At 38.2% G+C, this 21072-nt stretch carries 20 protein-coding genes and 2 pseudogenes; 16 read left to right on the plus strand and 6 right to left on the minus strand.

What is annotated here, in order from left to right; translation table 11 throughout:
• Positions 1-38 precede the first annotated feature (38 nt).
• From LS684_RS09425 to proS, 4 genes are all read left to right on the plus strand, one after another.
• Complete coding sequence (locus LS684_RS09425; RefSeq protein ID WP_233811335.1) at positions 39-809, plus strand: phosphotransferase family protein; 771 nt, start codon at positions 39-41, stop codon at positions 807-809.
• A 649-nt stretch (positions 810-1458) separates the two neighbouring features.
• A complete protein-coding gene (locus LS684_RS09430; protein WP_233811336.1) occupies positions 1459-3066 on the plus strand; it encodes an acyl-CoA dehydrogenase family protein in 1608 nt (535 codons plus the stop codon).
• A gap of 33 nt (positions 3067-3099) precedes the next feature.
• Complete coding sequence (gene menE, locus LS684_RS09435; protein ID WP_233811594.1) at positions 3100-4611, plus strand: o-succinylbenzoate--CoA ligase; 1512 nt, start codon at positions 3100-3102, stop codon at positions 4609-4611.
• Positions 4612-5052: 441 nt separating this feature from the next.
• Entirely contained in the window at positions 5053-6489 is a 1437-nt protein-coding gene (gene proS, locus LS684_RS09440) for a proline--tRNA ligase (protein ID WP_233811337.1), read from the plus strand.
• A 342-nt stretch (positions 6490-6831) separates the two neighbouring features.
• On the opposite strand, the gene LS684_RS09445 is transcribed toward proS, so the two are convergent.
• Complete coding sequence (locus tag LS684_RS09445) at positions 6832-7395, minus strand: DUF5412 family protein (RefSeq protein ID WP_233811338.1); 564 nt, start codon at positions 7393-7395, stop codon at positions 6832-6834.
• Positions 7396-7623: 228 nt separating this feature from the next.
• Here LS684_RS09445 and LS684_RS09450 point away from each other — a divergent pair, with 228 nt between their 5' ends.
• From LS684_RS09450 to LS684_RS09460, 3 genes are all read left to right on the plus strand, one after another.
• On the plus strand, positions 7624-7962 hold the full coding sequence (locus tag LS684_RS09450; RefSeq protein ID WP_233811339.1) for a hypothetical protein: 339 nt from the start codon (positions 7624-7626) through the stop codon (positions 7960-7962).
• A 357-nt stretch (positions 7963-8319) separates the two neighbouring features.
• Positions 8320-8556, plus strand: a complete 237-nt coding sequence (locus LS684_RS09455) for a helix-turn-helix transcriptional regulator (RefSeq protein ID WP_233811340.1) — start codon at positions 8320-8322, stop codon at positions 8554-8556.
• Positions 8549-8899, plus strand: coding sequence for a DUF2178 domain-containing protein (locus tag LS684_RS09460; protein WP_233811341.1), 351 nt, complete (start codon positions 8549-8551; stop codon positions 8897-8899). Before LS684_RS09455 ends, LS684_RS09460 begins: the two co-directional genes overlap by 8 nt.
• Before the next feature lie 628 nt (positions 8900-9527).
• Here LS684_RS09460 and LS684_RS09465 read toward each other — a convergent pair.
• Positions 9528-9659: pseudogene (locus tag LS684_RS09465) on the minus strand (IS110 family RNA-guided transposase); the annotation flags it as partial.
• Here LS684_RS09465 and LS684_RS09470 point away from each other — a divergent pair.
• Positions 9652-9975, plus strand: a complete 324-nt coding sequence (locus tag LS684_RS09470; RefSeq protein WP_233811729.1) for a zinc metalloprotease — start codon at positions 9652-9654, stop codon at positions 9973-9975. The pseudogene LS684_RS09465 and the gene LS684_RS09470 sit on opposite strands and share 8 nt — an antisense overlap.
• A 176-nt stretch (positions 9976-10151) precedes the next feature.
• Complete coding sequence (locus LS684_RS09475; protein ID WP_233811342.1) at positions 10152-10439, plus strand: hypothetical protein; 288 nt, start codon at positions 10152-10154, stop codon at positions 10437-10439.
• A 278-nt stretch (positions 10440-10717) separates the two neighbouring features.
• Here LS684_RS09475 and LS684_RS09480 read toward each other — a convergent pair whose 3' ends face one another.
• Positions 10718-11080: a hypothetical protein gene (locus LS684_RS09480; RefSeq protein ID WP_233811343.1), complete on the minus strand. Its 363-nt coding sequence runs from the start codon at positions 11078-11080 to the stop codon at positions 10718-10720.
• A 683-nt stretch (positions 11081-11763) separates the two neighbouring features.
• On the opposite strand from LS684_RS09480, the pseudogene LS684_RS09485 reads away from it, so the two are divergent.
• Positions 11764-12267, plus strand: a pseudogene (locus LS684_RS09485) (ISL3 family transposase); the annotation flags it as partial.
• 262 nt (positions 12268-12529) lie between these two features.
• Here LS684_RS09485 and LS684_RS09490 read toward each other — a convergent pair.
• Positions 12530-12838, minus strand: a complete 309-nt coding sequence (locus tag LS684_RS09490; RefSeq protein ID WP_233811344.1) for a DUF3238 domain-containing protein — start codon at positions 12836-12838, stop codon at positions 12530-12532.
• Between the two features lie 432 nt (positions 12839-13270).
• Positions 13271-13657: a carboxymuconolactone decarboxylase family protein gene (locus tag LS684_RS09495; RefSeq protein ID WP_233811596.1), complete on the minus strand. Its 387-nt coding sequence runs from the start codon at positions 13655-13657 to the stop codon at positions 13271-13273.
• A gap of 253 nt (positions 13658-13910) precedes the next feature.
• Here LS684_RS09495 and LS684_RS09500 point away from each other — a divergent pair, with 253 nt between their 5' ends.
• Positions 13911-14402, plus strand: a complete 492-nt coding sequence (locus LS684_RS09500; RefSeq protein ID WP_233811345.1) for an RrF2 family transcriptional regulator — start codon at positions 13911-13913, stop codon at positions 14400-14402.
• A 281-nt stretch (positions 14403-14683) separates the two neighbouring features.
• Here the strand turns inward: LS684_RS09500 and LS684_RS09505 are convergent, their stop codons facing one another.
• The gene (locus LS684_RS09505) at positions 14684-15286 is read right to left on the minus strand and encodes a TetR/AcrR family transcriptional regulator (RefSeq protein ID WP_233811346.1); all 603 of its coding nucleotides are present in this window, start codon (positions 15284-15286) and stop codon (positions 14684-14686) included.
• 261 nt (positions 15287-15547) lie between these two features.
• Here LS684_RS09505 and LS684_RS09510 point away from each other — a divergent pair, with 261 nt between their 5' ends.
• From LS684_RS09510 to LS684_RS09530, 5 genes are all read left to right on the plus strand, one after another.
• Positions 15548-16171 carry an EcsC family protein gene (locus tag LS684_RS09510; protein ID WP_233811347.1) on the plus strand — a complete coding sequence of 208 codons (624 nt, stop codon included), beginning with the start codon at positions 15548-15550 and terminating at the stop codon, positions 16169-16171.
• A gap of 34 nt (positions 16172-16205) precedes the next feature.
• Positions 16206-17492, plus strand: a complete 1287-nt coding sequence (locus LS684_RS09515; protein ID WP_233811348.1) for a hypothetical protein — start codon at positions 16206-16208, stop codon at positions 17490-17492.
• Between the two features lie 742 nt (positions 17493-18234).
• The gene (locus LS684_RS09520; protein WP_233811597.1) at positions 18235-19227 is read left to right on the plus strand and encodes a DnaD domain protein; all 993 of its coding nucleotides are present in this window, start codon (positions 18235-18237) and stop codon (positions 19225-19227) included.
• Complete coding sequence (locus LS684_RS09525) at positions 19224-20531, plus strand: replicative DNA helicase (protein ID WP_233811349.1); 1308 nt, start codon at positions 19224-19226, stop codon at positions 20529-20531. The genes LS684_RS09520 and LS684_RS09525 overlap by 4 nt, the downstream gene beginning before the upstream one ends.
• The gene (locus LS684_RS09530; RefSeq protein ID WP_233811350.1) at positions 20532-20957 is read left to right on the plus strand and encodes a hypothetical protein; all 426 of its coding nucleotides are present in this window, start codon (positions 20532-20534) and stop codon (positions 20955-20957) included. It begins immediately after the preceding gene.
• Positions 20958-21072 lie beyond the last annotated feature (115 nt).

Here is a 21072-nt window from a genome sequence, read left to right on the forward strand (position 1 = left end):
AATTATAGATTCAAAGAGAAAGTGGAGATGCGAATTATATGAATCATAGTTTACAGAGGAAGATAGAGGAAGTAATAGGTTCCATACATAAGATTAACGTACTAGATGAACAAGGTTGGACCTCTGAGGTTCGTAGAATTTTTACAGGGGATAGTTCATATTTACTTAAAAGTTCCAACAAAGAAAAATACCGAACATGGTTGAAGACAGAAGCTCAGGTTTTAAAAAAACTGAAAAGGAAAACAGTCATTTCTGTTCCAGAATACTATGGGTTTATTGAGGGAAAGGATAGTGACCACCTCATAATGTCATTTGAGGATGGAATGACATTAACGGCAGCTTTAACCAAAGCAACTTCATCCACTGAGAGGAAATCGTTAATTAGCAGTTTTGGACAATTTCTTCATCAGTTTCATGAACAAGAGCCGCTTGAAATTCTTAAAGCTGAAGGGGACTGGTTAGAAGGTCAGCTTATAAAAGCACAAAACTATGTTGAAAATGGACAAACTGGGGGTAGTTTAAAACTATTAAATCATCTAAAGGCTAAAAAGCCTACACCAGTGAAACAAACTATGATTCATGGTGATTGTACTACGGATAATGTATTGGTGATTAATGGAGAAGTTCAATTATTTATTGATGTAGCCGGTATGACAGTAGGAGACCCTCGATATGATGAATCCTTAGCGATAAGAAAATTTATGGATAACCCTGAATATCTATCTGCTTTTTATGAGGGGTATACTCGGTATAGGGTTACAAAGGAAGAATTTCTTTATTTCGATGAAGGATTATATGAATTTTTTTAGTTCAATTATTTCCAATACATTTATGTCTCATAACGTTTTCACATATCCTAACGAATTTCAGTAGTTAGAATATTAAGTTTTTACGAACGGGGTTTCGCTGGACAAGGGAAATAATAGTGAATGATCATTTCATAATCACTATATATCGACTGTGATAATATCTATCACTAGTAGGGCTTTAACCCATTTAGGAATAAAAAAGAGCACAATACACGCAAGTTGTTTCGACCTATTTGCGTATATTGGCTCTTTTTCTTTTGCGTTCAAATCAAAACCTGTCATTTTTTATGCCAAACACAAGGGCAGCATGCAATCTTCGTCCTTTTCGATCTAATCACCAGGAAACTCACGTATGTTCGGAAGTACCATTTCAGTAGATCTTAATGCACATAGAATTTTGTTTTGGTCATATTTAATAATTGCCGCACCTACATATTCTTGACTTTTCAAAGAAACGTCCCTCACAATCTCTTTTTCTTGTTTATCATTTCTTTTTTCAAACCGTGCGCGATCTTCGATTATCCATACTATGCTACCTTGTAATCTGTTGGTAAACAATGTTTACAATCAAAAACAACGTTGACGAATGCACCACCTCCCTGTTATCATTTATATAAATATTCAGAAAAATAAGAAAGGTGGCGGTTGTTTGGTTACGTCTGTTCGAAATACGTATACGTTTGACTCGTTTCTGGAGCAGCGAGAGAGGCTTGATGGGTTGGACAATCCTTTTTTACAAGAGGTGTTTCGTCGGTTTTCAGAGGATGAATGGGAGGACGTGAATGAGAGAGTTCGGGCGTTTTCTCAGCGCGTATCGAAGCAATGGAGGAGGTGGAGTGAGGAAAATGCTCGGGTAGAGAATCATCCGAGACTTCGTCATTATGATGCACATAATCATCGCATTGACCGAATCATTCGTCCCTATGAAATGCTTCAGCTTGAAAAGGAAGTGTTTTCTGAAGGGTTATTTTCCAAGCGCACTAGTCCTACAGAACGAGCGATGAAGCGATACTTGCTACATAGTAACGGGGAAGCGGGAATTACTTGTCCGGTTGCTTGTACCGACGGTCTTGTGGCTCTTCTTGAAGCGTTTGAAGATCAGCTATCTCCCCCGTTAAAGGAAATTCTTGACCATACAAAGGAAGGGAAGAATGGGGAGTTTGCGGTTGGGGCTCAGTTCATGTCGGAGATTCAAGGGGGGTCCAATATTCCCGCCAATTTACTTGAGGCTGTTCCTGATGGGGAAAACTATCGACTCTATGGCAATAAATTTTTCTGTTCGGCAGCCCATGCCGATTATTCGGTAGTTACTGCGAGAGTCCAGGGGACCGATCATGTGGCCGTCTTTGTCGTTCCTACTTGGTTAACAGGAGATAAAGAGAAGGAAAAGCGAAATGGCCATGTACTCAATCGCTTGAAATGGAAGATGGGGACATGCGAGTTGCCATCTGCGGAAATTGACTATCAAGGAGCTCTTGCTTATCCCATTGGCTCGATTGAAAAAGGCGTATCCTTAGCAGTAGGAATAGTTCTTACCCTTTCAAGAATTGATATTGGCTTTGCGAGTGCAGCATTTATGATGCGAGCAGCAAGAGAAACACTCCTTTATGGAAGGTTTCGTCATGTGTTTGACCGGAGAATGGATGAATTCCCGATGGCAAGTGCGCAAATTCAGATGATTGAAGATGCTGCCAAACGGGGAACGGCCGCGGCCTTTTCGATTTATGATGCGTACCGTACGGTTCAAGAATCTCAAGCTCCTTCTGATCAACAACGGTTTGACATTCGGGTGCTGATTTTGATTCAGAAAATCTTTGCCTCGAAGGAAGCATCAGAGGTACTGAAAACGGCGATTTCCATCTTTGGTGGGCATGGAGCGATTGAAGATTTCTCTTCGATTCCAAGGCTGTTTCGTGATGCGATGGTCAATGAATTATGGGAGGGGCCGCGAAATGTTCTCCTCGCTCAAGTCTATCGTGACATAAAGAAAAATCAATCCTGGTATCCACCAGAAGAGCTGCTAGCGAACTTGCTTCCTGATGGGGACCATGATCAGGTGGAACAATGTCGTAACCAACTTAGGAATCTATTAACAATTAATCTATATGATTTCCCTACAGAGGAAAACCGGAAAGCAGCCAGTCAGTGGGAGCAGCTTTGGGGGGACATCTTCAAGCTCTATCAACAGCAAGCGCTCTCTCAATATCCGAATCTTAAGCTTCTACCAGCAGATGTTCTTGATGCTGTATCAAATTAAACGAAAAATCGAGAGGAGTGCAGTGCTTTGAAGATGAATGTGGGAGAATGGATGAAGAGCCGGGCATATTTATCTGGAGATAAAGAAGGCTTTGTAGGAAAAAATGGGAGATATACGTTTATTGAAATGAACGAGCGGGTCAACCAGTTTGCTAATTACTTGCAGACTCAAGGAATTCAACAGGGAGACCGAATCGCATTACTGTGCAAAAATCACGAGGATTTTGTAACGGCCTTTTTTGGTGCAGCGAAAATAGGGGTAATCACTGTACCTGTCAATTGGCGTCTTCAAGCAAAGGAAATCAGCTATGTGTTGAATCATTCGGCCGCTAGAGTTGTCCTTTATGACGAAGAATTTGCTTCCGCTATTGAGATGGGTAAGCAAGAAGCACCTGCCGAAAAGTATGTGTGCAGTGGAAACGGGAAGGAAGATCCAGCCTTTCGTGAAATCCTCGCAAGCTCTTCACACGTGGAACCAGAGCTAGTTTCATTTAATGAGGACCCCATCTTAATGATGTATACATCTGGGACGACAGGGAAGCCCAAAGGTGCGGTGCTCACACATAGCAATCTGTTTGCCGCCTCAAATGGCTTATCCCATACGGTTGATTGGTGGGAGCAGGATCGCTTCTTATCAGTGGCACCATTTTTTCATATCGGTGGATTTGCCCCGTTAATGGCGAATGTTCATACAGGAAGTACGACCATCTTAATGGAGGATTTTGACCCTGTCCTTGTTTGGAAGACGATTGAAAAAGAACGGATTACGACGATGATGTCGGTTCCAGCGATGCTAGCATTTTTGTTCAAAACACTTGAGCAGGTTGGAGCCGATTACTCGACTTTAAGGAATATTACTTGCGGGGCATCTCCTGTTCCCGCTCAGCTCATTCAAGCATGTAAAACGCGCGGAATTTCTGTTCAACAAGTATATGGGATCACCGAATACGCGGGAGCTGTATCCTTCTGGAAAGAAGAACTGGACCCGGCTAAGTTCGATTCGATGGGGAAAGCGGTTATGCATGGAGCGTTCAAAATTGTAGATATTCATACAGGTGAAGAGCTGCCTCCAGGAGAGGATGGAGAGATTCTTTGCAGCGGCCCGCAAGTATTCAAAGGGTACTGGCAAAATGAAGAGGCAACGGCAAAAGCCTTTGAGAATGGGTGGTACAAGACAGGAGATATTGGCAGAATCGATGAAAAGGGCTTTCTGTATGTGGTAGATCGGTTAAAAGATATGATTATTAGCGGCGGTGAAAATATTTACTCGGCTGAAGTGGAAGCTATTCTAACGGCTCATCCAGAGATTGTCGAAGCTGCTGTTGTGGGCGTTCCTGATCAAAAGTGGGGAGAAATCCCGCGTGCCATTGTGGTGAAAACACCTGACTCTTCCTTAACAGAAGAGGAAGTCATCGCCTATTGCAAAGCAGAATTAGCATCGTATAAAGCGGCGAAAGAAGTGGTATTCGTTCCCCAGCTTCCGCGAAATGCCGTGGGCAAAATATTAAAGACCGTATTAAAGACAACGGACCAAGTCCCGATTTAATAGGACCAGGTTCATCATCTCGTTATTGAAATACCTAAAGCAAATTGATATAGTAATTTGTATGAATAGGTAATCAATGATGTGATCAAGTAAATAAGAATTGTGAAACAGAAAATATAGCCTTGGCTGAAAGCTATATCACCTCTTCTTATTGAACCCTACCACGGAGATGTTAGCAAAAAACTAACCGAGTCGTTTCGTTACAAACGTTGTGAGGACTTTATTGTTTTCCATAAAGCTATTTTCTAAAAAAATGGTTGTTTCTTACTAGGTCATATTCCCTTCGTCATACGAAGACAGACTATGTTTCACAATCAACAACCGATACGAAAACAGCCTACGATAAGGTCGAATGAAGGTGGTACCACGTCTACAAGCATAAGGACGTCCTTTTGGACTCTTTATGCTTTTTTTATTTTAAATTTTCAGGAGGAACGAGAGATGTCTCAGAAACAAAATGATTTTACCAAATGGTATATTGAAACGATTCAAAAGGCAGATTTAATGGATTACACACCTGTTCGCGGGTGTATTGCATTTAAACCAGATGGCTATGAAATTTGGGAGCATATCAAGGATGCGATGGATAAGCGCTTTAAAGATACCGGCCATCGGAATGCCTACTTCCCAATGCTCATTCCAGAATCCTTCTTCCAAAAAGAAAAGGATCATATTGAAGGGTTCTCACCTGAGCTTCCATGGGTAACTGAAGCAGCAGGAGAGAAATTAGAAGAGCGCCTAGCCTTGCGTCCAACGTCAGAAACGATGATTGGTCAAATGTATGCAAACTGGATCAACAGCTATCGCGATCTGCCTGTGTTAATTAATCAATGGGCAAATGTATTCCGCTGGGAAAAGAAGACTCTCCCATTCATCCGTACATCTGAATTCTTATGGCAAGAGGGTCATACAGCTCATGTGGATGAAGAGGATGCACGCAAGGAAACGATGCAGATGTTAACCATCTATAAAGAGGTAGTGGAAGAGCTGCTTGCGATCCCTGTCTATGAAGGGGAAAAGACGCCATTAGAGCGCTTTGCTGGAGCGGTTGATACATTCTCCATTGAAGCGATGATGAAGGATGGAAAAGCGGTACAAGCCGGGACTTCACACTACTTAGGGACAAAATTTGCGGAAGCATTTGAAATTAAATATTTAAGTAGAGAAAATAAGCATGAATATGTCCATACAACATCTTGGGGGACTTCCACACGCTTAATTGGCTCTGTTATCATGGTGCATGGCGATGAACAAGGGCTTGTCTTACCACCAAGAATCGCACCGACACAAGTCGTATTGATTCCAGTAGGTCCTTGGAGAAAGCATCCGGAAATTATCGAGAAATTAGATGAAATCCTGTTTGCATTAAAAGCAAAAGGACTTCGCGTACGTCTGGATGATTCAGATCAATCACCAGGTTATAAGTTCAATGAATGGGAGTTAAAAGGAGTACCTGTTCGCCTGGAGCTTGGCCCTAGAGACCTTGCTAATCAGCAGGTGTTACTAAAGGCTCGTGATGAGGAAGAGAAGATTTCCATACCTTTAGATCAAATCGTAGAAAAGGTAGAACATGAACTTGAGGTCATTCAAACCCGTCTCTTTGAAAAAGCAAAAGCTTTTCGTGAGGCGAATGCACATACACATATTGATACGCTCGAGCAGTTACAGCAACACATTGCCCGTTCAGAAGAAAATGAAAAAATAGCAGGCTGGATTCTATCAGGCTGGTGCGGGGATAATGCCTGTGAAGAACGTGTGAAGGAACAGACAAAATTCACAACCCGAAATATTCCATTCCATCCACCAACAAAAAAGGACACATGTATTTGTTGCGGAAAGGAAGCGAAGCACACCGTTTGGTTTGCCCGGGCATATTAAGCAGCAGCTGGTCCGGAAATAATAAGGTGGCCTTAGTTTTTTCGAGTAGCAACAGATGAGGAGGTTGGCATTTTTGCAATCAATCTTAAAGGCTTGATGGTTCGAAGGTGTCCCCATGGATGAGCAAGAACTCAGCTATGCATACGATTCATTTGGTGACTTTCTCCTTGAATTATTCGAAGACCATTTGGAATAAGGATACGAATTTTTCGTAAAAAAAGAAGATAGAACGAACAAAAAAGCCAAAAGGTATGAAGCATGATGCCTTTTGGCTTTATCTTTTTTTAGAGGAAAGGATAATTCCCTCCCAAAAACCAGGTTCACTTCTACCTGTTCATGCAGCTAATTTTGATAGCATTTCTCATACTCTTTTTTCATTAGAAAGCTCCTACAAGCTAGTCCTTTTTCATCATAGATTTCTTTACCCATCTCTAATTCGATATTTCGATTGGAGGTTGGTTCATTGGGTTCTTCATTTTGAATGAAAAGGCGATCCTCATCCTTCCATTTCATCGAAAATTGACTTTTCTCATCACTATAATACACCGTTTGAACCTTCTGATTCTCCTGCTCCAATGTGATTTCAACCCATACATTCACGCCACCTGCTGCCCCGCCATATGGTTCATAAAAAGCATGGGCTGTATATTTTCCAGTAGGTGATGGGAGAGGGCCAAGACCCTGTTGAATAATTTTCCGGTCAATGGAGCTAAAGGTGAAAAAATAAACTCTATAGATAAATAACCCTAGAAATAGAACAGTACCTGCGGTGGTAGCAAGTAGTAATATCTTTGGGAAATTGCCTTTTTTTCGATAGAAGATGAATAATCGGATGACTAATACGACAAATAACAGTGACGTACATATGAGTATAAGGAAACCGGCAGTATTGACTAGAATGTTCATTCCCTCCTGTAAAGAGTTCTTTCTTTTTTCATATTCGCACATTCATTCCAAATTCAACCATAAAAACCGAAGTGAAAATAAGTATATCTATAGATTGGAAACTTATGATACACTTAGATTGCAAATATTACCATATATTTGGTAGTTTGTATATATGTAACGTTCTATATTACAAAATATATGCGTCAAATTACAGATTAAATAAAGAACAAGTAGGAGGATGACTGTATGGAAATTAAACTTGGAGGCAGTTCTTCTATCGTTCTCCCGGAATGGCATATTACCATTTTGGCCATCGTTATTATTTACTTGTTAGTAAAGTGGAGCAAGGAATTAGAGACCCGCCGCTTTACCATTTTCTTTTACTTTCTAATTAGCACATTCATTACTCCCATTTTTTCGCATTCTACAGAAGATGGTGTCTTTGAGCTCTGGGTACCATTGGGATTTATCTTCGTCTTTTTCTATTTACTTGGGAATAAAAGAAACCATCCAGCTAAAATGAAGGCATGTCTATTAGGATTTTGCATAGCCATTTATCAGTTAATCGTTCATTATGTTGGGTAAGTGGTATGAGAGTACAAGAGGAGGGCTAAAAAAGTCCTAAAAGGATCGCATGATAAATTATGAAGGTTGATTTTCGCTACAGTTGCGTCGCTTGCCGCGGGTGTAGTGAGCCTCTACAACGACTAATGGGCTATCGGGTCTCAGCTCGCTTGCTAATCTTGCAGGAAGCCTAAGCGAAGTTCAAAATAACAAATTTTAACCTGACGGGATGATGAGTTTCGTCGGGTTTTTTATTTGTGGCGATTCCCATTTGGTAGAAGTGATGGAAATGAAAATAAAACCATTTTATATTTTTGTATAAGTTTACTTTACTTTTGTACAAATAGAGTTTATAATTTGACTCACGAGGTGATGAGAATGAAGAAGGATTTTGGTGATTCGATTTCAAATAAAGTGTATGAATATCGTGTTCTTGCACGAATGTCACAGCAAGAGTTAGCAGAGAAAGTGGGAGTCTCGAAACAAACCATCTTCGTAATGGAAAAAGGAAATTATGTTCCGACATTGCTGTTAGCCTTTCGAATTGCCGAATTTTTTAATGTTGAGGTTAACGATATTTTTACATATGAGAAAGGAAATGATCAAAATGAATAGGAATTCAATCTCAGATATCCATCAGGCCATCTTTTCTCCATTACAATCCTGGGCTGAACAATCTACAGGCAATTGGAATCTTCTTGTTGGAGCCGGATTCGTCCTGCTTATCGTCAGTGTGATTTTTTACTATGTATGTTACAGGATGATTGGGCAAGACGACGAACGGACAAGTAAAATCTATTTGAAAAGCAGTTATTGTATGCTCTTGGCGATAATTGTATGTGACATCATTTTTCCGAAAGAGGCTATGTGGACGATTTTCTTTATGTTCAAATATTCTATCGCCATTTTAGCTGGTGGAACGTATTTGGCGATTCGCTATCGAAGGGATTTTTCATAAAGTAAGAATGGGTGGGTGTGGTTATAACATATAAAGTAGATTAATAGAACAACATAACATGGACAGCTTTTAAATGGGAGCTATTGCAATCAGCCATTAACAATTATGGTAGTCCATGTGAACACCCAGCCACTAAACATTGTGAAATTATAGAGTGTTACAAATTGGTATATCCGAACGATTAGGAGTTATCTCCTTTTACTCGTTCGGGTATTTTTGTTCGGAAAACAAGTTAATAAATAATAGTGGAATGGAGCGGAAGACACTCGACTACTAAGGGTAAAAGAAGAAAGGCTGAGACACCAAAGCGCAGCGAGGAGGCTCAGATTCCTCCCCGCGAAATGCGAGTGTCTGCAGCGCAGGTGGAACGAACTTGTTTTCACAACCTAACTATTTTATAAAAGTTATTGTTCGTTTTTTGAGGAGGAGTCATTTAGGTATTTCCCAGCCTCCTTATTACCTCTTGTCAAGAGTTTTTTATCATATTTATATATGTTTGAAGACTGATTCTTGGAGGGGAGGAGGGAGTTCTCTCACTCAAAAATCATTTATCCATGCCAAATAGACCTAACGAGGTGTATTTTTTCGAAAGGTAAGGTATAGTATAAACAACTTATTTACGAACAGGTTAAACTGCTTCGTAATTATACGTAATGTTGTGTGTGATGAGATGAAATGCCACTTTCAAAAATTTGTTCACGCACGCGATTGACGCAACTTTATGGGGCTTTCCTTGAGGTTGCGTTTTTAATTTGTCGTATTGGAATGCAATGGGAATTATTAAAATTCTTGGAGACACAGCAAGTACGGTAGAAGATTTATCTTTTATAGATATTCACGAAAAAAATACTACATTAGGTGAATGGATGCCTTTGCCAGGGGCTGATGTGATAAGATTTAACAACTATAATTTTGTGGATATGGAACCTGATGAACGAAAAAAAACTGCTCTACATGAAGTAGGGCATGCGCTTGGATTTGAACATCATGATTCTGGTGTAATGAAACAAGGAAGATTTAAAAAGACAAGTCTTGATTCCCATATTAAAGATGATTATAAAAAATATTGGAAATAAGGATGTGAAGAATTGTGAATATGAAATATAAAGTAATAATAGTAAGTTCATTATTAGGTATATTGGGTTTAGGAGGTCTATTCACATATTCGGTTTCAGATTTTAATACAGGAGTAAATTCACACCATATTGAATCTGAACAGATACCTGTTTATGAGCGCCATTGAGATTTTGTAATGGATGTAACTAGTAAGGAAGAAGTGGTAGGAAATTCCGAAAACGTTTTCATCGCAAAAGTTATTAATACAGAAAGTTCCATTCCATTATCAGATGTTCCTAGGACACAATTTAGGGTTAAAGTAATACACAATATTAAAGGTAGTCTAGATGGTGAAGTCATTATTAATCAAGCTGCTGGATACGGAACTGACAAAAATGGGGATAAATATATAGAAAAATTTAAAGGGCAAGAGATATTAAAAGAAGGCTCCATATATTTATTTGCTACTTTACATGATGAATGAACTGATTGGCATAACCCAGTACCTGCCTATGGTGAAATTAATATATCAAATTCTGAATCTAGAACCGCTCTGAAAATGGAAAATATAATATCAGAGTATAAACTTGCTTTTGAAAATCAGAAACCGTCTGATTTATTATTAAAAAAAATCCCTGACACTTTAATTGATGGATACAAAGAAAAATAAATAATCGAACTAATAAAACACCGTCTGAACGGTGTTTTATTAGTTCGATATTATTTTTCAACAGATAATAAATTTATAAGATATTTAATGTCCTATTTGTTTTTTATACGATAATTCTTAACATGCTTTTTATCACTAGTAAAGGTAACAATATTATCATCGAACCACAAGTCTACAATTTCAGTATTATCAACTGAATCATATAAAATTATTTTGTAATCAGCACTACGGGCCATATCTAACATTCCCTTTCTCGATTCTGCTCTATTAAAATGATTTATTAATTTTGTTATTTCTTTTTCTTTCGAAGAATACACAATGGCAGAATCATAGTTATCTAATATATCATTATATTTTTTCACTTCTATTTGTTTAATTTCCTTACTAAAATCTGATACGGAACATGATACAAGAAGAAAAAAAATAGATATCACTGAAATAATTTTTTTTATCACCAATCTCTCACCTTTCTTTTTGAAATTATTAATTATTCAAAAACTTCTCAGCGTGAAGTTTTAAGGAATTAGAAATTGAATGTTCTTCAAGGCATAATAATGTACCCGTCTAGAAATATTTTACACTTTTGCCTATTTAAAATATAAGTTATCTTTTTTCTTCTTTTCCAGCCACAAGAACCTTAAGTTGATTTTTATCGTTCTTTGGCTGCTGCTTATTATTGTTTCAAGACCATATCCTTTTTCTTCTATATGCTTGATAAATCATATGGCATCGATTCTTCCCCTTTTTTAATCTTTTTATATGTATAATTGGTTCGGCGGAATTTCATTTTTCCCTTTATTTTTTCACAAATCATTTGTCCTCATTCCTTATTGAAGCTATTCACGTTACAAATAAGTTTACATCTTAGAATATTGTTGCATATCCCTACCTCATATTTCACCAGCAAACACACTATCGGTAGTGTTAATTTTATAGTGTCGATTTTATTGAGCAAAATGACGTTAGTTACAAAATAATACAAAGCATTTTTAATGCTTATAAATTTTCAAAGGAAGATTATGGCTCTTTATCAAAAAAGCTTGCCTACGAGGCAGTCGAGTTCGTAAATATAAAGAAAGACAAATTTAATCATCCACATGTTAAGAGACCAAGTGATTTCGAGGATTATTTTTCTGAGTTCGATAAATTTCATGTCATCAAAGCTGTAAATGAAGCAGTAGATAAAGTACGGCGTAATGAGCAAAAAAGCTGTACGGAACTTAAAAACACTAGATATGTTTGGTTGAAAAACGAAAAAAACTTAACGAAAAAGCAAAAAGAGACACTTGACCGATTAAAGGACTGTCACTTAGATACTGCTAAAGCCTATCGTATGCGAGTCAGCTTTCAAGAAATATTCCAATATCCACGTGAAATCGCACCAATGGTACTAAACGACTGGATTCAATGGGGACTTCGCTGCCGACTTGAACCGATAATAGAAGTCTCAAAAATGATTAAAAACCATTATAACGGGATTATTCGATGGTTTTCATCCAAATTAAATAATGGTTTGTTAGAAGGCATTAATAGCGTGTTTCAGGCCGCAAAGCGAAAGGCACGTGGTTATCGCTCAGATAAAAATATCATTGCCATGGTGTATTTACTTCATGGTAAGCTGGATTTTGCATTAAAAAGATAAAAAAGAATGAGTAACAGTTCGGAGCCATGCATCGCTTCGCAACTGAACCCATTCCCTTGTCCAGTCAAAAGTATATCCAGAAACATGGATTTTATACTTGTAACAGGGGGAGAATGCTAAGCGAGCAATTGAACTCATTCCCTTGTCCGTTTTTAATTTCTTAGAAAACGAGACTATGATTTTTCTGCAAAATCACTGTAAATGGCGAAGAGCCAAAAAAACAAATCCAAGCGTAATTTAATTTCACTTGGGTTTTGTTATTTTAATTATAGATACTGAATTCTATTGATGCATCTGGCATTGGAGGAGCAAGGTACAGTAAGCCTTTATTCGCATGCGTAAAAATAGTTATTACTGCATCAGAATTTGGAATGTAAGTATACATTTCATGAGCTGGAGCCTGATCATGTGTTCCACTTATTTGGATATCTCCGTCATAGCTGACAGCTCCTACATAAGTGTAATCTATTACAGGCGGTTCTAAGATGAGAATATCAAAAGGATCTCCAACTGCATGTACTACTTTCCAAGAAACAAAAGAAGAAGTGGCCTCAAGATTAGTTTTAGACATTGTATAACTCGTTTGAGTTTTAAACTCTGTAGTACCTTCACAAGTGTATTTTGCACTTTGGCCTACAAGTCGAATGCCAGTACATGTTTCATATTCATTTCTCCTTCTTTAGCCAAACATAGAAGCCTTCACATTGCCTTACTGATTCCACTTTCTTTTACTCGATCTCTTAGGACCCAACATACTAAACTGATTCAAACAAGGGTGTGAAGTTAGCCGGTTTTTAATACGGACTCTATATGGTTCCTGAGGCTGGTCGGCCTTACTTCACTTCTACTATAAAAAAAATAGTAGCACAAACCCTGGCCGGGGTCAGTACTACTAATCTTAGTATGTTTTTAATGTACCGCGAGTTATATAATTATTTTTATTTTTTTTGCTATCTTTAAGCATTTTTACTGCCTTATCTACCACTTTTTTCAAATGTTTCCATTATTTAGCTGTATTGCCCATAGAGATAGAAATTCTATTCCAACTATTAATTTGATTAATTATTAGTACGAGATCCACATATTCCCGTTCATCATAGAAATTACGTACTCTTTGATATAGCTCTTCTGGAACACGTTTTGTCGATATTGATGTGACGTGCTCAGCCAACTCCAATGCTACTTTTTCCGCTTCTGTATAGAATTCACAATCTTCCCAAGCACTAACACAGTTTATTCTTTGCTCTGTCTCACCTAATTTCCGAGCATCTACAACATGCATATTTAAACAAAATGCACACCCGTTAATTTGAGAAACTCTTATCTTAATCAGTTCACCTAATTTCCGATCAATCTCAGTAGTTATCGTGTACTTTTCCATTTCCATCATAATATTAATTCCTTTTGGTGCTACAGTTAAATAATCTACAGGTTGCTTCAATTTCTTTCCCTCCATACCATTTAGTAAGTGTATTTCAAACGACAATTATAGATAACATTAATCGCCGATTGATATTATCTATAATAAACACTTTCACTTTTTATGTCAATCGTATTTAAACGAACGTGTTAACTTAGTTTGACAAAGAATACTAACATTCTTAAAATAAATTTACATAATCTTTTTTGAAGAAGGTGAATTTATGCAATATAGTATAGGAGTGGAGTATGCACTTCATTGTCTTGTATATTTAATTGATACTCCAGAAGAGTCGCCTATTGGGATAAAGGATCTTTCTCACTTTCAAGGTGTTTCGGAAACATATCTCTCAAAGATTTTCAGTAAGCTATCCAAGGTCGGAATTGTAAGCTCAGTTCCAGGTGTTAAGGGAGGATATAAGTTGGCAAAATCTCCTGAGGACATTACTTTTTGGGATGTTATAGAGGCAGTTGAAGGGTCTAAACCCATATTTCAATGTAAGAACATTAAGGATAATGGGTATTTATTTAGGGAAAAAATCTGTTCACCTAGTGCTTCATGCACAATCAATATAGTGATGCTGGCGGCAGAAGAAAAAATGCGTGACTACTTGCAGACAAAGACACTTTCATGGTTACAGGAAGAATTAAACCATGTGCTCTCGAATGAAGTAAAAGAAAATACTAGGAGTTACTTTGTAAAGAGCAAACAATAGACCACTCCCACAGATTATTAAATTGGTTTTTCTAGGGTTTTTTATTGAGGAAATAAAAAATTGATCAACCAGATGTAGGAAATAGAGTCAATTCTTTGAGGATATTTTAAATACAAATGTGGAGATTATATATTTTCATTAAATGTGAATACAATTAAATATAGGTAGAGGGAGGCAAGTATTTTGAAACTTCAATACTTGCCATTTTAGTATGTACTTTTCCCGGACTGTAGTTGAAGGACTGAATCGTGTGGTTATCGCTTCAGACGAGAAGGGGTTTGCTAGTTTGTAAATTTACTACTCATCAATTGAGTTAGGTGGGTAATATGCTTGCGAATTTCTTCTTCTGTTCGACCAGGATAGTTTCGGAACGTGATGACGATTCCGTTCAGGGCAGAGAAAAAAGCGTGTGAATGAATGCGCACGTCTTCACTCATACCATGCTGGGCAAAGGATTTGTCGAAAAGAGTTAATAGTTTTCGAATATTCTCATTGAAGCTATCAATCGTCTTGGCATTCATGACTGCATCCAGCATAAAGTAGGTCATCATCTGAAAAAAATCATCATGATCCAATAAGTAGGTAACGAATGTGTGGCCCACTTCTTCGATAGAGGTGACTTTCGATTCTGTTATCGCTTCCTCAAAGGCCGTAATCATTTGTTCAATTTGACGGAAAAATACCTCAACAAATAATTCGTCCCGGTCTTCAAAATGGCGGTAGATTAATGCAGGTGAGATGCCAGCCTCTTTGGCAATATCCCGCATTCCCACCTTTGAGATATGTGTCTGACTAAATAGGCGAGCCGCAGCTGAAAGTATCAGTTCCCGCCGTGCTTCCCGTTCTTTCTCCTTTAGGTCATGTAATGTATGTTTTTCACTCACAGTAAACCTCCGAAAAGTAGCTTCTATGTATTCAGTATACAATATTTCTTGTGGCTGTAGTTTTTCACGTGTACTATACCCATCCGAATTTTCACACACCCTATTTTGCTATACTCTTTTTAAGAAATATTTTCCTTGTACCAGAGCATCCATTTTACCAAACAACATTTTAGTAGAATAATATTTATAAATTTTTTACCCAAAACTACCATTTATGTATTAAAATAGGTATAGTACATTTTTCCTATTCGGGAGGGCATCATGACAGAAAATCAACTAACAGAAAGCAAAGTAAGCAAATTATTAGATTGGGCTTATGATCAGTCAATCAATGGACTACCAGGTACAGATACGGCCTATGAAATAGCCGAGAATTTCATGTCAAAGCATCCTTCCGTTGATCAGGCGATTAATAGTCTTATACGTTGGCAAAATACGAAGTCAGCTACGAGTGGATTTTTAACAGGATTAGGTGGCTTGATTACATTGCCAGTCGCCATTCCAGCAAATATAGCTTCCGTGACTTATGTGCAAATAAGAATGATTGCGGCAATTGCCCATATGAGAGGGTATGATTTAAAAGATGACCAAGTGAAAACATTTGTGTTTGTGTGCTTAACAGGTCAGGCAGCTTCCGATCTATTAAAGCAGGCTGGAATCAAGGCAGGAACCGCCATTACCAAACAAGCGATCAAGAAAATCCCAAAAGAATTGATTAAAGCGATAAATAAAGCAGTTGGTTTCCGATTGGTCACTAAATTTGGAAAAACCGGTGTGGTTAACTTAGGAAAAGCTGTACCCCTTGTAGGTGGTGTTATCGGTGGAACTGTAGATGGAATCGGAACAAATGTGATTGGAAAGACCGCCAAAAAAGTATTTATCTAATCGTTTATGAAGTAAAAAGTAAGGGGAGAAGAAAATGGGATTCATCAAGGGATTGCGCACATTAGGCGGTACCGCAAAAGACAAATTAAGTGATCTAAAATTAGATGCTGAACTTAAATTAATGGAGTGGGAAGTCGACGAAAAGGTGTCGAAAATAAAAGATCAAGTGAAAGATAAAGTATCAGATTTAAAAATGGAAGCCGAAATCAAAATAGATGAATTAAAAGAAAAAAGGAATCTTGAAAGTGACAAGCGAGATCATGCAGTTGCAGATGCAGCTGTAAGTGAACAACCCGTGGTGTGTGAAGAGGAGCCAGAAGTAGAAAAGCGAGTGTTTACTTTTGGAACCTATCAAGATCTAAATGTTGAAAAATGTGTGGCACTGTTTAGGGAAGCACTAGCCTATGAGGATGCTCGCTTACTAAGCGATAATTTATTAGATTATGACTTTGTGAAAGATTTTAAAATGAGTCGTTTTATGATGGATCTAACTGGGTATGCAGAGTTATATGAAAATAGCTTTACGTTAGAGGATGTTGCACGGTATGGGAATGAAACCAAAAATTTAGCAGGAGACACGTTTTTTGATATTTTAGCCGTTAAGTTTGGGATTAAGGACTATTATCAATTTCAAGTTAATTTAAAAAAAGCTACCCAAAATAAAGTGAAGAATACCCTCTTTTCCTTAACGAAAGACCTCGTTGATGAAGTGACTATTGGGAAGTTTAGTGAAATTGAGGGAGATTTCGTAGAACAGAAATATTATCGGAGTAGAAATAACATATTCGAACGGTACAGAGAATCGATCAAAGGATTAAAACCGGTAAAAATCGATGAAATAGTAGGGAACTTTGTGTATCAGCTTATTGTAAGAGATTTAGAAAAAGATGAATTTGAAACTTCAGAGGAGTTTCAAAATCGGATCGTTGATACATTTCATCTTCGGTTTAGTGAGGTAGCTACTAAACATATAGCTGAGATGTATCAAGCGGTGAAGAAGTCGATTCTGACCTACAATGAAACGAAGATGAGAATGATGCTTTATAGTAGTTACTTTATATACATAAATGAACGAAATTTCTCTCTAAGTACTTATGATGCAGACCGTGAGTTTTTTAAGCTTTCGGATGGGTTTCATACGTATACTTTGCCTATACCTAGAGAGTCAGCAAGGAACTTCAAGGAGAAATTCTCAGAACTCACGCCTGTTTGCCATGTGGTGAATGGCTTGAATGGGAAGAAAATTGAGCTGGAATGGGCGATCGCGTATCACTTTCAGGGTCAAAATTATGTGACGGAGCCGATTTCTAAAAGTATGTAGTGGTAGATGAGTAGAGTGTGAGGTTAGATTAGATTCCTTTCGGGAAGTGAGAATATTGACGAATTCAGTTGTAAAGACGTCATGTAAATATTGCGGGAAAGAAATTACAGTAACAAGAAAAGCGGTTCTTGGAAAAAGAGAGGCTGATCTTTTGTTGAAGTCTTGCTGCAGGGTTTGTAGTGTGAAAAGATGGTATTGGACGATTCGGAGCATTAAGCGTTGATAGAAATTGGAATTGACTTGAAAAGGATACGTAAAATTTATGGCATAGGTAATAGGACCTGTGCTTTTTTTTGCTTTAGAAACTACCTGGCTTTGACGAAGTCTTAGAGAAATATGAATAAACCCATTCCCGTCCAGGTAAATATCGTTCATACTATTTGATTCTTCATATCGTTTATCATTACCTCTTGCCATACAGACATACCTCGCTATAGTAGATATATTTATTTTAACAATCTGTGTCTACTTTTTAGTCTAGCATCAGCTTTTGCTGTATTCCACTAAGGTTTTCAAACTTCAAACAATGAAAAAAATCTAACACTAATAGATCTGAATTTTAATTCTGATTCGTTTCATTCCACTGCATCCACAAACTTCCTTTAATAAAAAAATAGAGTCTCCTTTCAACCTCTGTCACCAAATCTTCACATGTTTTCGTGAACCCCCTTGTCCGTTTGCCCTTAAAAATCACTATATAAAAGGTGAAGGATATTTTATGTGAAGAAGGGACTGGGTGTTGATGGCGATGTATCGAATGGTTCGTACGGATTTTTGGAAGATTCCGATGGTTATGGAGGAGATGTCACCGGAGGATAAGTATTTTTATTTGTATTTGTTGACGAATCCGAATACGAAGCAGATAGGGATCTATACGATTACGAAGAAGCAGATGGCTTTTGATTTAGGCTATTCAATGGAGACGGTGCAGGCGTTGATGGATCGTTTTTGCTTCCATCACAAGCTGATTCGCTATAATCCAGAAACATGGGAGCTCGCGATTAAAGAGTGGGGGAAATATAATCTCCAAAAAGGCGGCAAGCCGGTCATGGATTGTATGTATTCTGAATTGAAAGAGGTTGTCGATACGTCGTTGATTTCTTATGTGATGGAATCGATTAATAAGCAGGAATTTCGTGAACTGTTTGAATCCTTTTGTCATGTGGAGCCATTAGAAGAGGAAGAACTAGATTTAGAAGAAGAACCACTTGAATCCCTAGTAACATGCCATTCAACGATACGTGGGCAAAAAGAAAAAGAAAAAGAAAAACAAAAACAAAAACAACAAGAAAAAGAAAAAGAAAAACAAATGCAAACAGAACAAAATCAAAATGGAGAAAAAAACAAACATATACATTCTCCATCTCACCAAAAGAAAAACGATGTAGAAGATGTAGTCGTCTTTTGGGATAAAAATGGATTTGGTTTTACAAACATACATGGGAAAGAACAATTACTCATGTGGTTAGATGATGATATCTTTTTACAACCGAAAGAAGTCATCTTAAAAGCAATGGAAATCGCATGTGCAAATAATAAGAGAATGCTCAATTATGTGATAGGAATATTAAATAACTGGAAAAATCTAGGGTTATTAACGGTTCAAGAGATTGATTTACATGTAGAAAAGCAAAAAAAGATAAAAAAACAACCACCTGAGGCCAAAGTGTTGCCACCAGGAAGAGATATTCCCCGAAATTTTGTATTCGATCTGACTGCAGGTGAAAGGGAATGACACACTTAGCAGAAAAGGCTTTCTTAGGGAGCTTGATGAAATCGGAATATTTACTGAAGGATACGGTTGTTCAACCTGGGCAGCTAGAAAGTACAAGGCATCAAGCGCTTATGCGAAAAATGGTTGAGTATCAACTAGCAGGAAAGCATATCGATTTAATCACACTAACGACGTTGCCGAATCTCGAGTCTTTTGGGGGAATGTCCTATCTCTCAGAGCTTATTACCCATGCAGATCTTGAGAAATTTGAATCGATTGAGAAGCTGCTCCTTGACCTATGGAAGGAAAGGGAAAAGCGGAGTATCTTAACGCTAGCATCTGTGAATGATTGGGAGATTGAGAGAGTCAGCGGAGAACTGGATAAGATTAGTCATTTACAGATGGATAATCACACATCTATTCAGCGGGCATTAATGACGATTTATGAAGCCCCGTGGGAGAATCTACCGTTAAATAATGGAATTTCCACAGGATTTAAAGAGCTTGATGAGATAACGGGTGGTTTTCAGGAAGGGGAAGTAACGATTATCGCAGCGAGGCCATCCATGGGAAAAACCGATGTGATGCTTCATTTTGCTAAGGTAATTGGCTGGGCCGGATATTTGCCGCTGATCTTTTCTCTTGAAATGCCTGAAAAGCTCGTTACCTCTCGCTTAGTCGCGTCAACAGGTGGGTTTAATCGGGGGAAAATGCGAGACCCAAAGCAAAGGCTCTCGCAGCGGCAAAAGGATAGCTGGGCAGCTATCTTGGGAAATCTTACGCACACAAATATTCAAATATTTGATGGTGCAGGTCAAACCATTCCTGAAATTAGGGCAAATACAAGAAAAATGATTCATCAATACCCACAGAGGAAACCGGTTGTTTTTATCGACTACTTATCTCTCATTCATACAGGCCATACAAAAGGTGGCAATCCTCATCAACAGATTACAGAAGTATCAAAGTCGCTCAAAACAATGGCCAAGGATTTTAACTGTCCCGTTATTTGTTTGGCACAGCTTAACCGCTCGGTTGAATCAAGAGCTGACAAACGGCCAATGATGTCGGATATTCGTGAATCAGGAAGTGTGGAGCAGGATGCGGATGTGATCTTGTTCTTGTACCGTGAGCGGTATTATGACAAAAGCTCGATGAATTTCTCCCTTGATTTCATCATCTCAAAAAATCGAAATGGTCCAGTCGGTACGGTTTCGGTGAAATACAACGAACATACAGGGGAAATAGTGGAGAAGAACGAATCAGATCTTCCGCAAGCTAGTGATGCTCGCGATGAAGAAATCGATAAGCAGGAGGGGAACTAGATGCTTGTGAAGGAGCTTTATCTGGACTGCTTACTGTACGAGGAAGCGACTCTTGCCCACTATCTTTATCATTTGCTCAAGGAAAAGAAGCTAACGTTAGAGGATGATAGTTGTAACATCAACCTACAGCTTGCTGATCACCAGAAAGTAAGGGAAATGATTACAGCCAATGTCTTAGGCTTTCATAAGGTCCGCATCTATTCACTGAAAATGAGTGAGAAACACTTTGCGTTTCTATTCGCACGAAGCAGGGGGGAGGCGATTCAATTTTTTTCAACATCTTTTAAGAAGGCCCCACTGAATTGTCATGAATATTCACTCGATTTTCAGCTTTATCGGGGGAAGGAGGTCTGCTCGTTTCGAGATATGAGAAAGGATTTTCAAGCGTTTCCTGCAATAGCGGGTTTTTTCAAAAGGGAGATATAGAGGCTGCGAGAATCGATGAGAAAGCTGTAGAATCTAACATTCTTCTCTTCTTTGGAAATAGTAAGAATGATTGAGTATGGACCAAGAGCATTGACATCCTGCACCTCCCCACATC

Source organism: Cytobacillus spongiae, assembly GCF_021390075.1.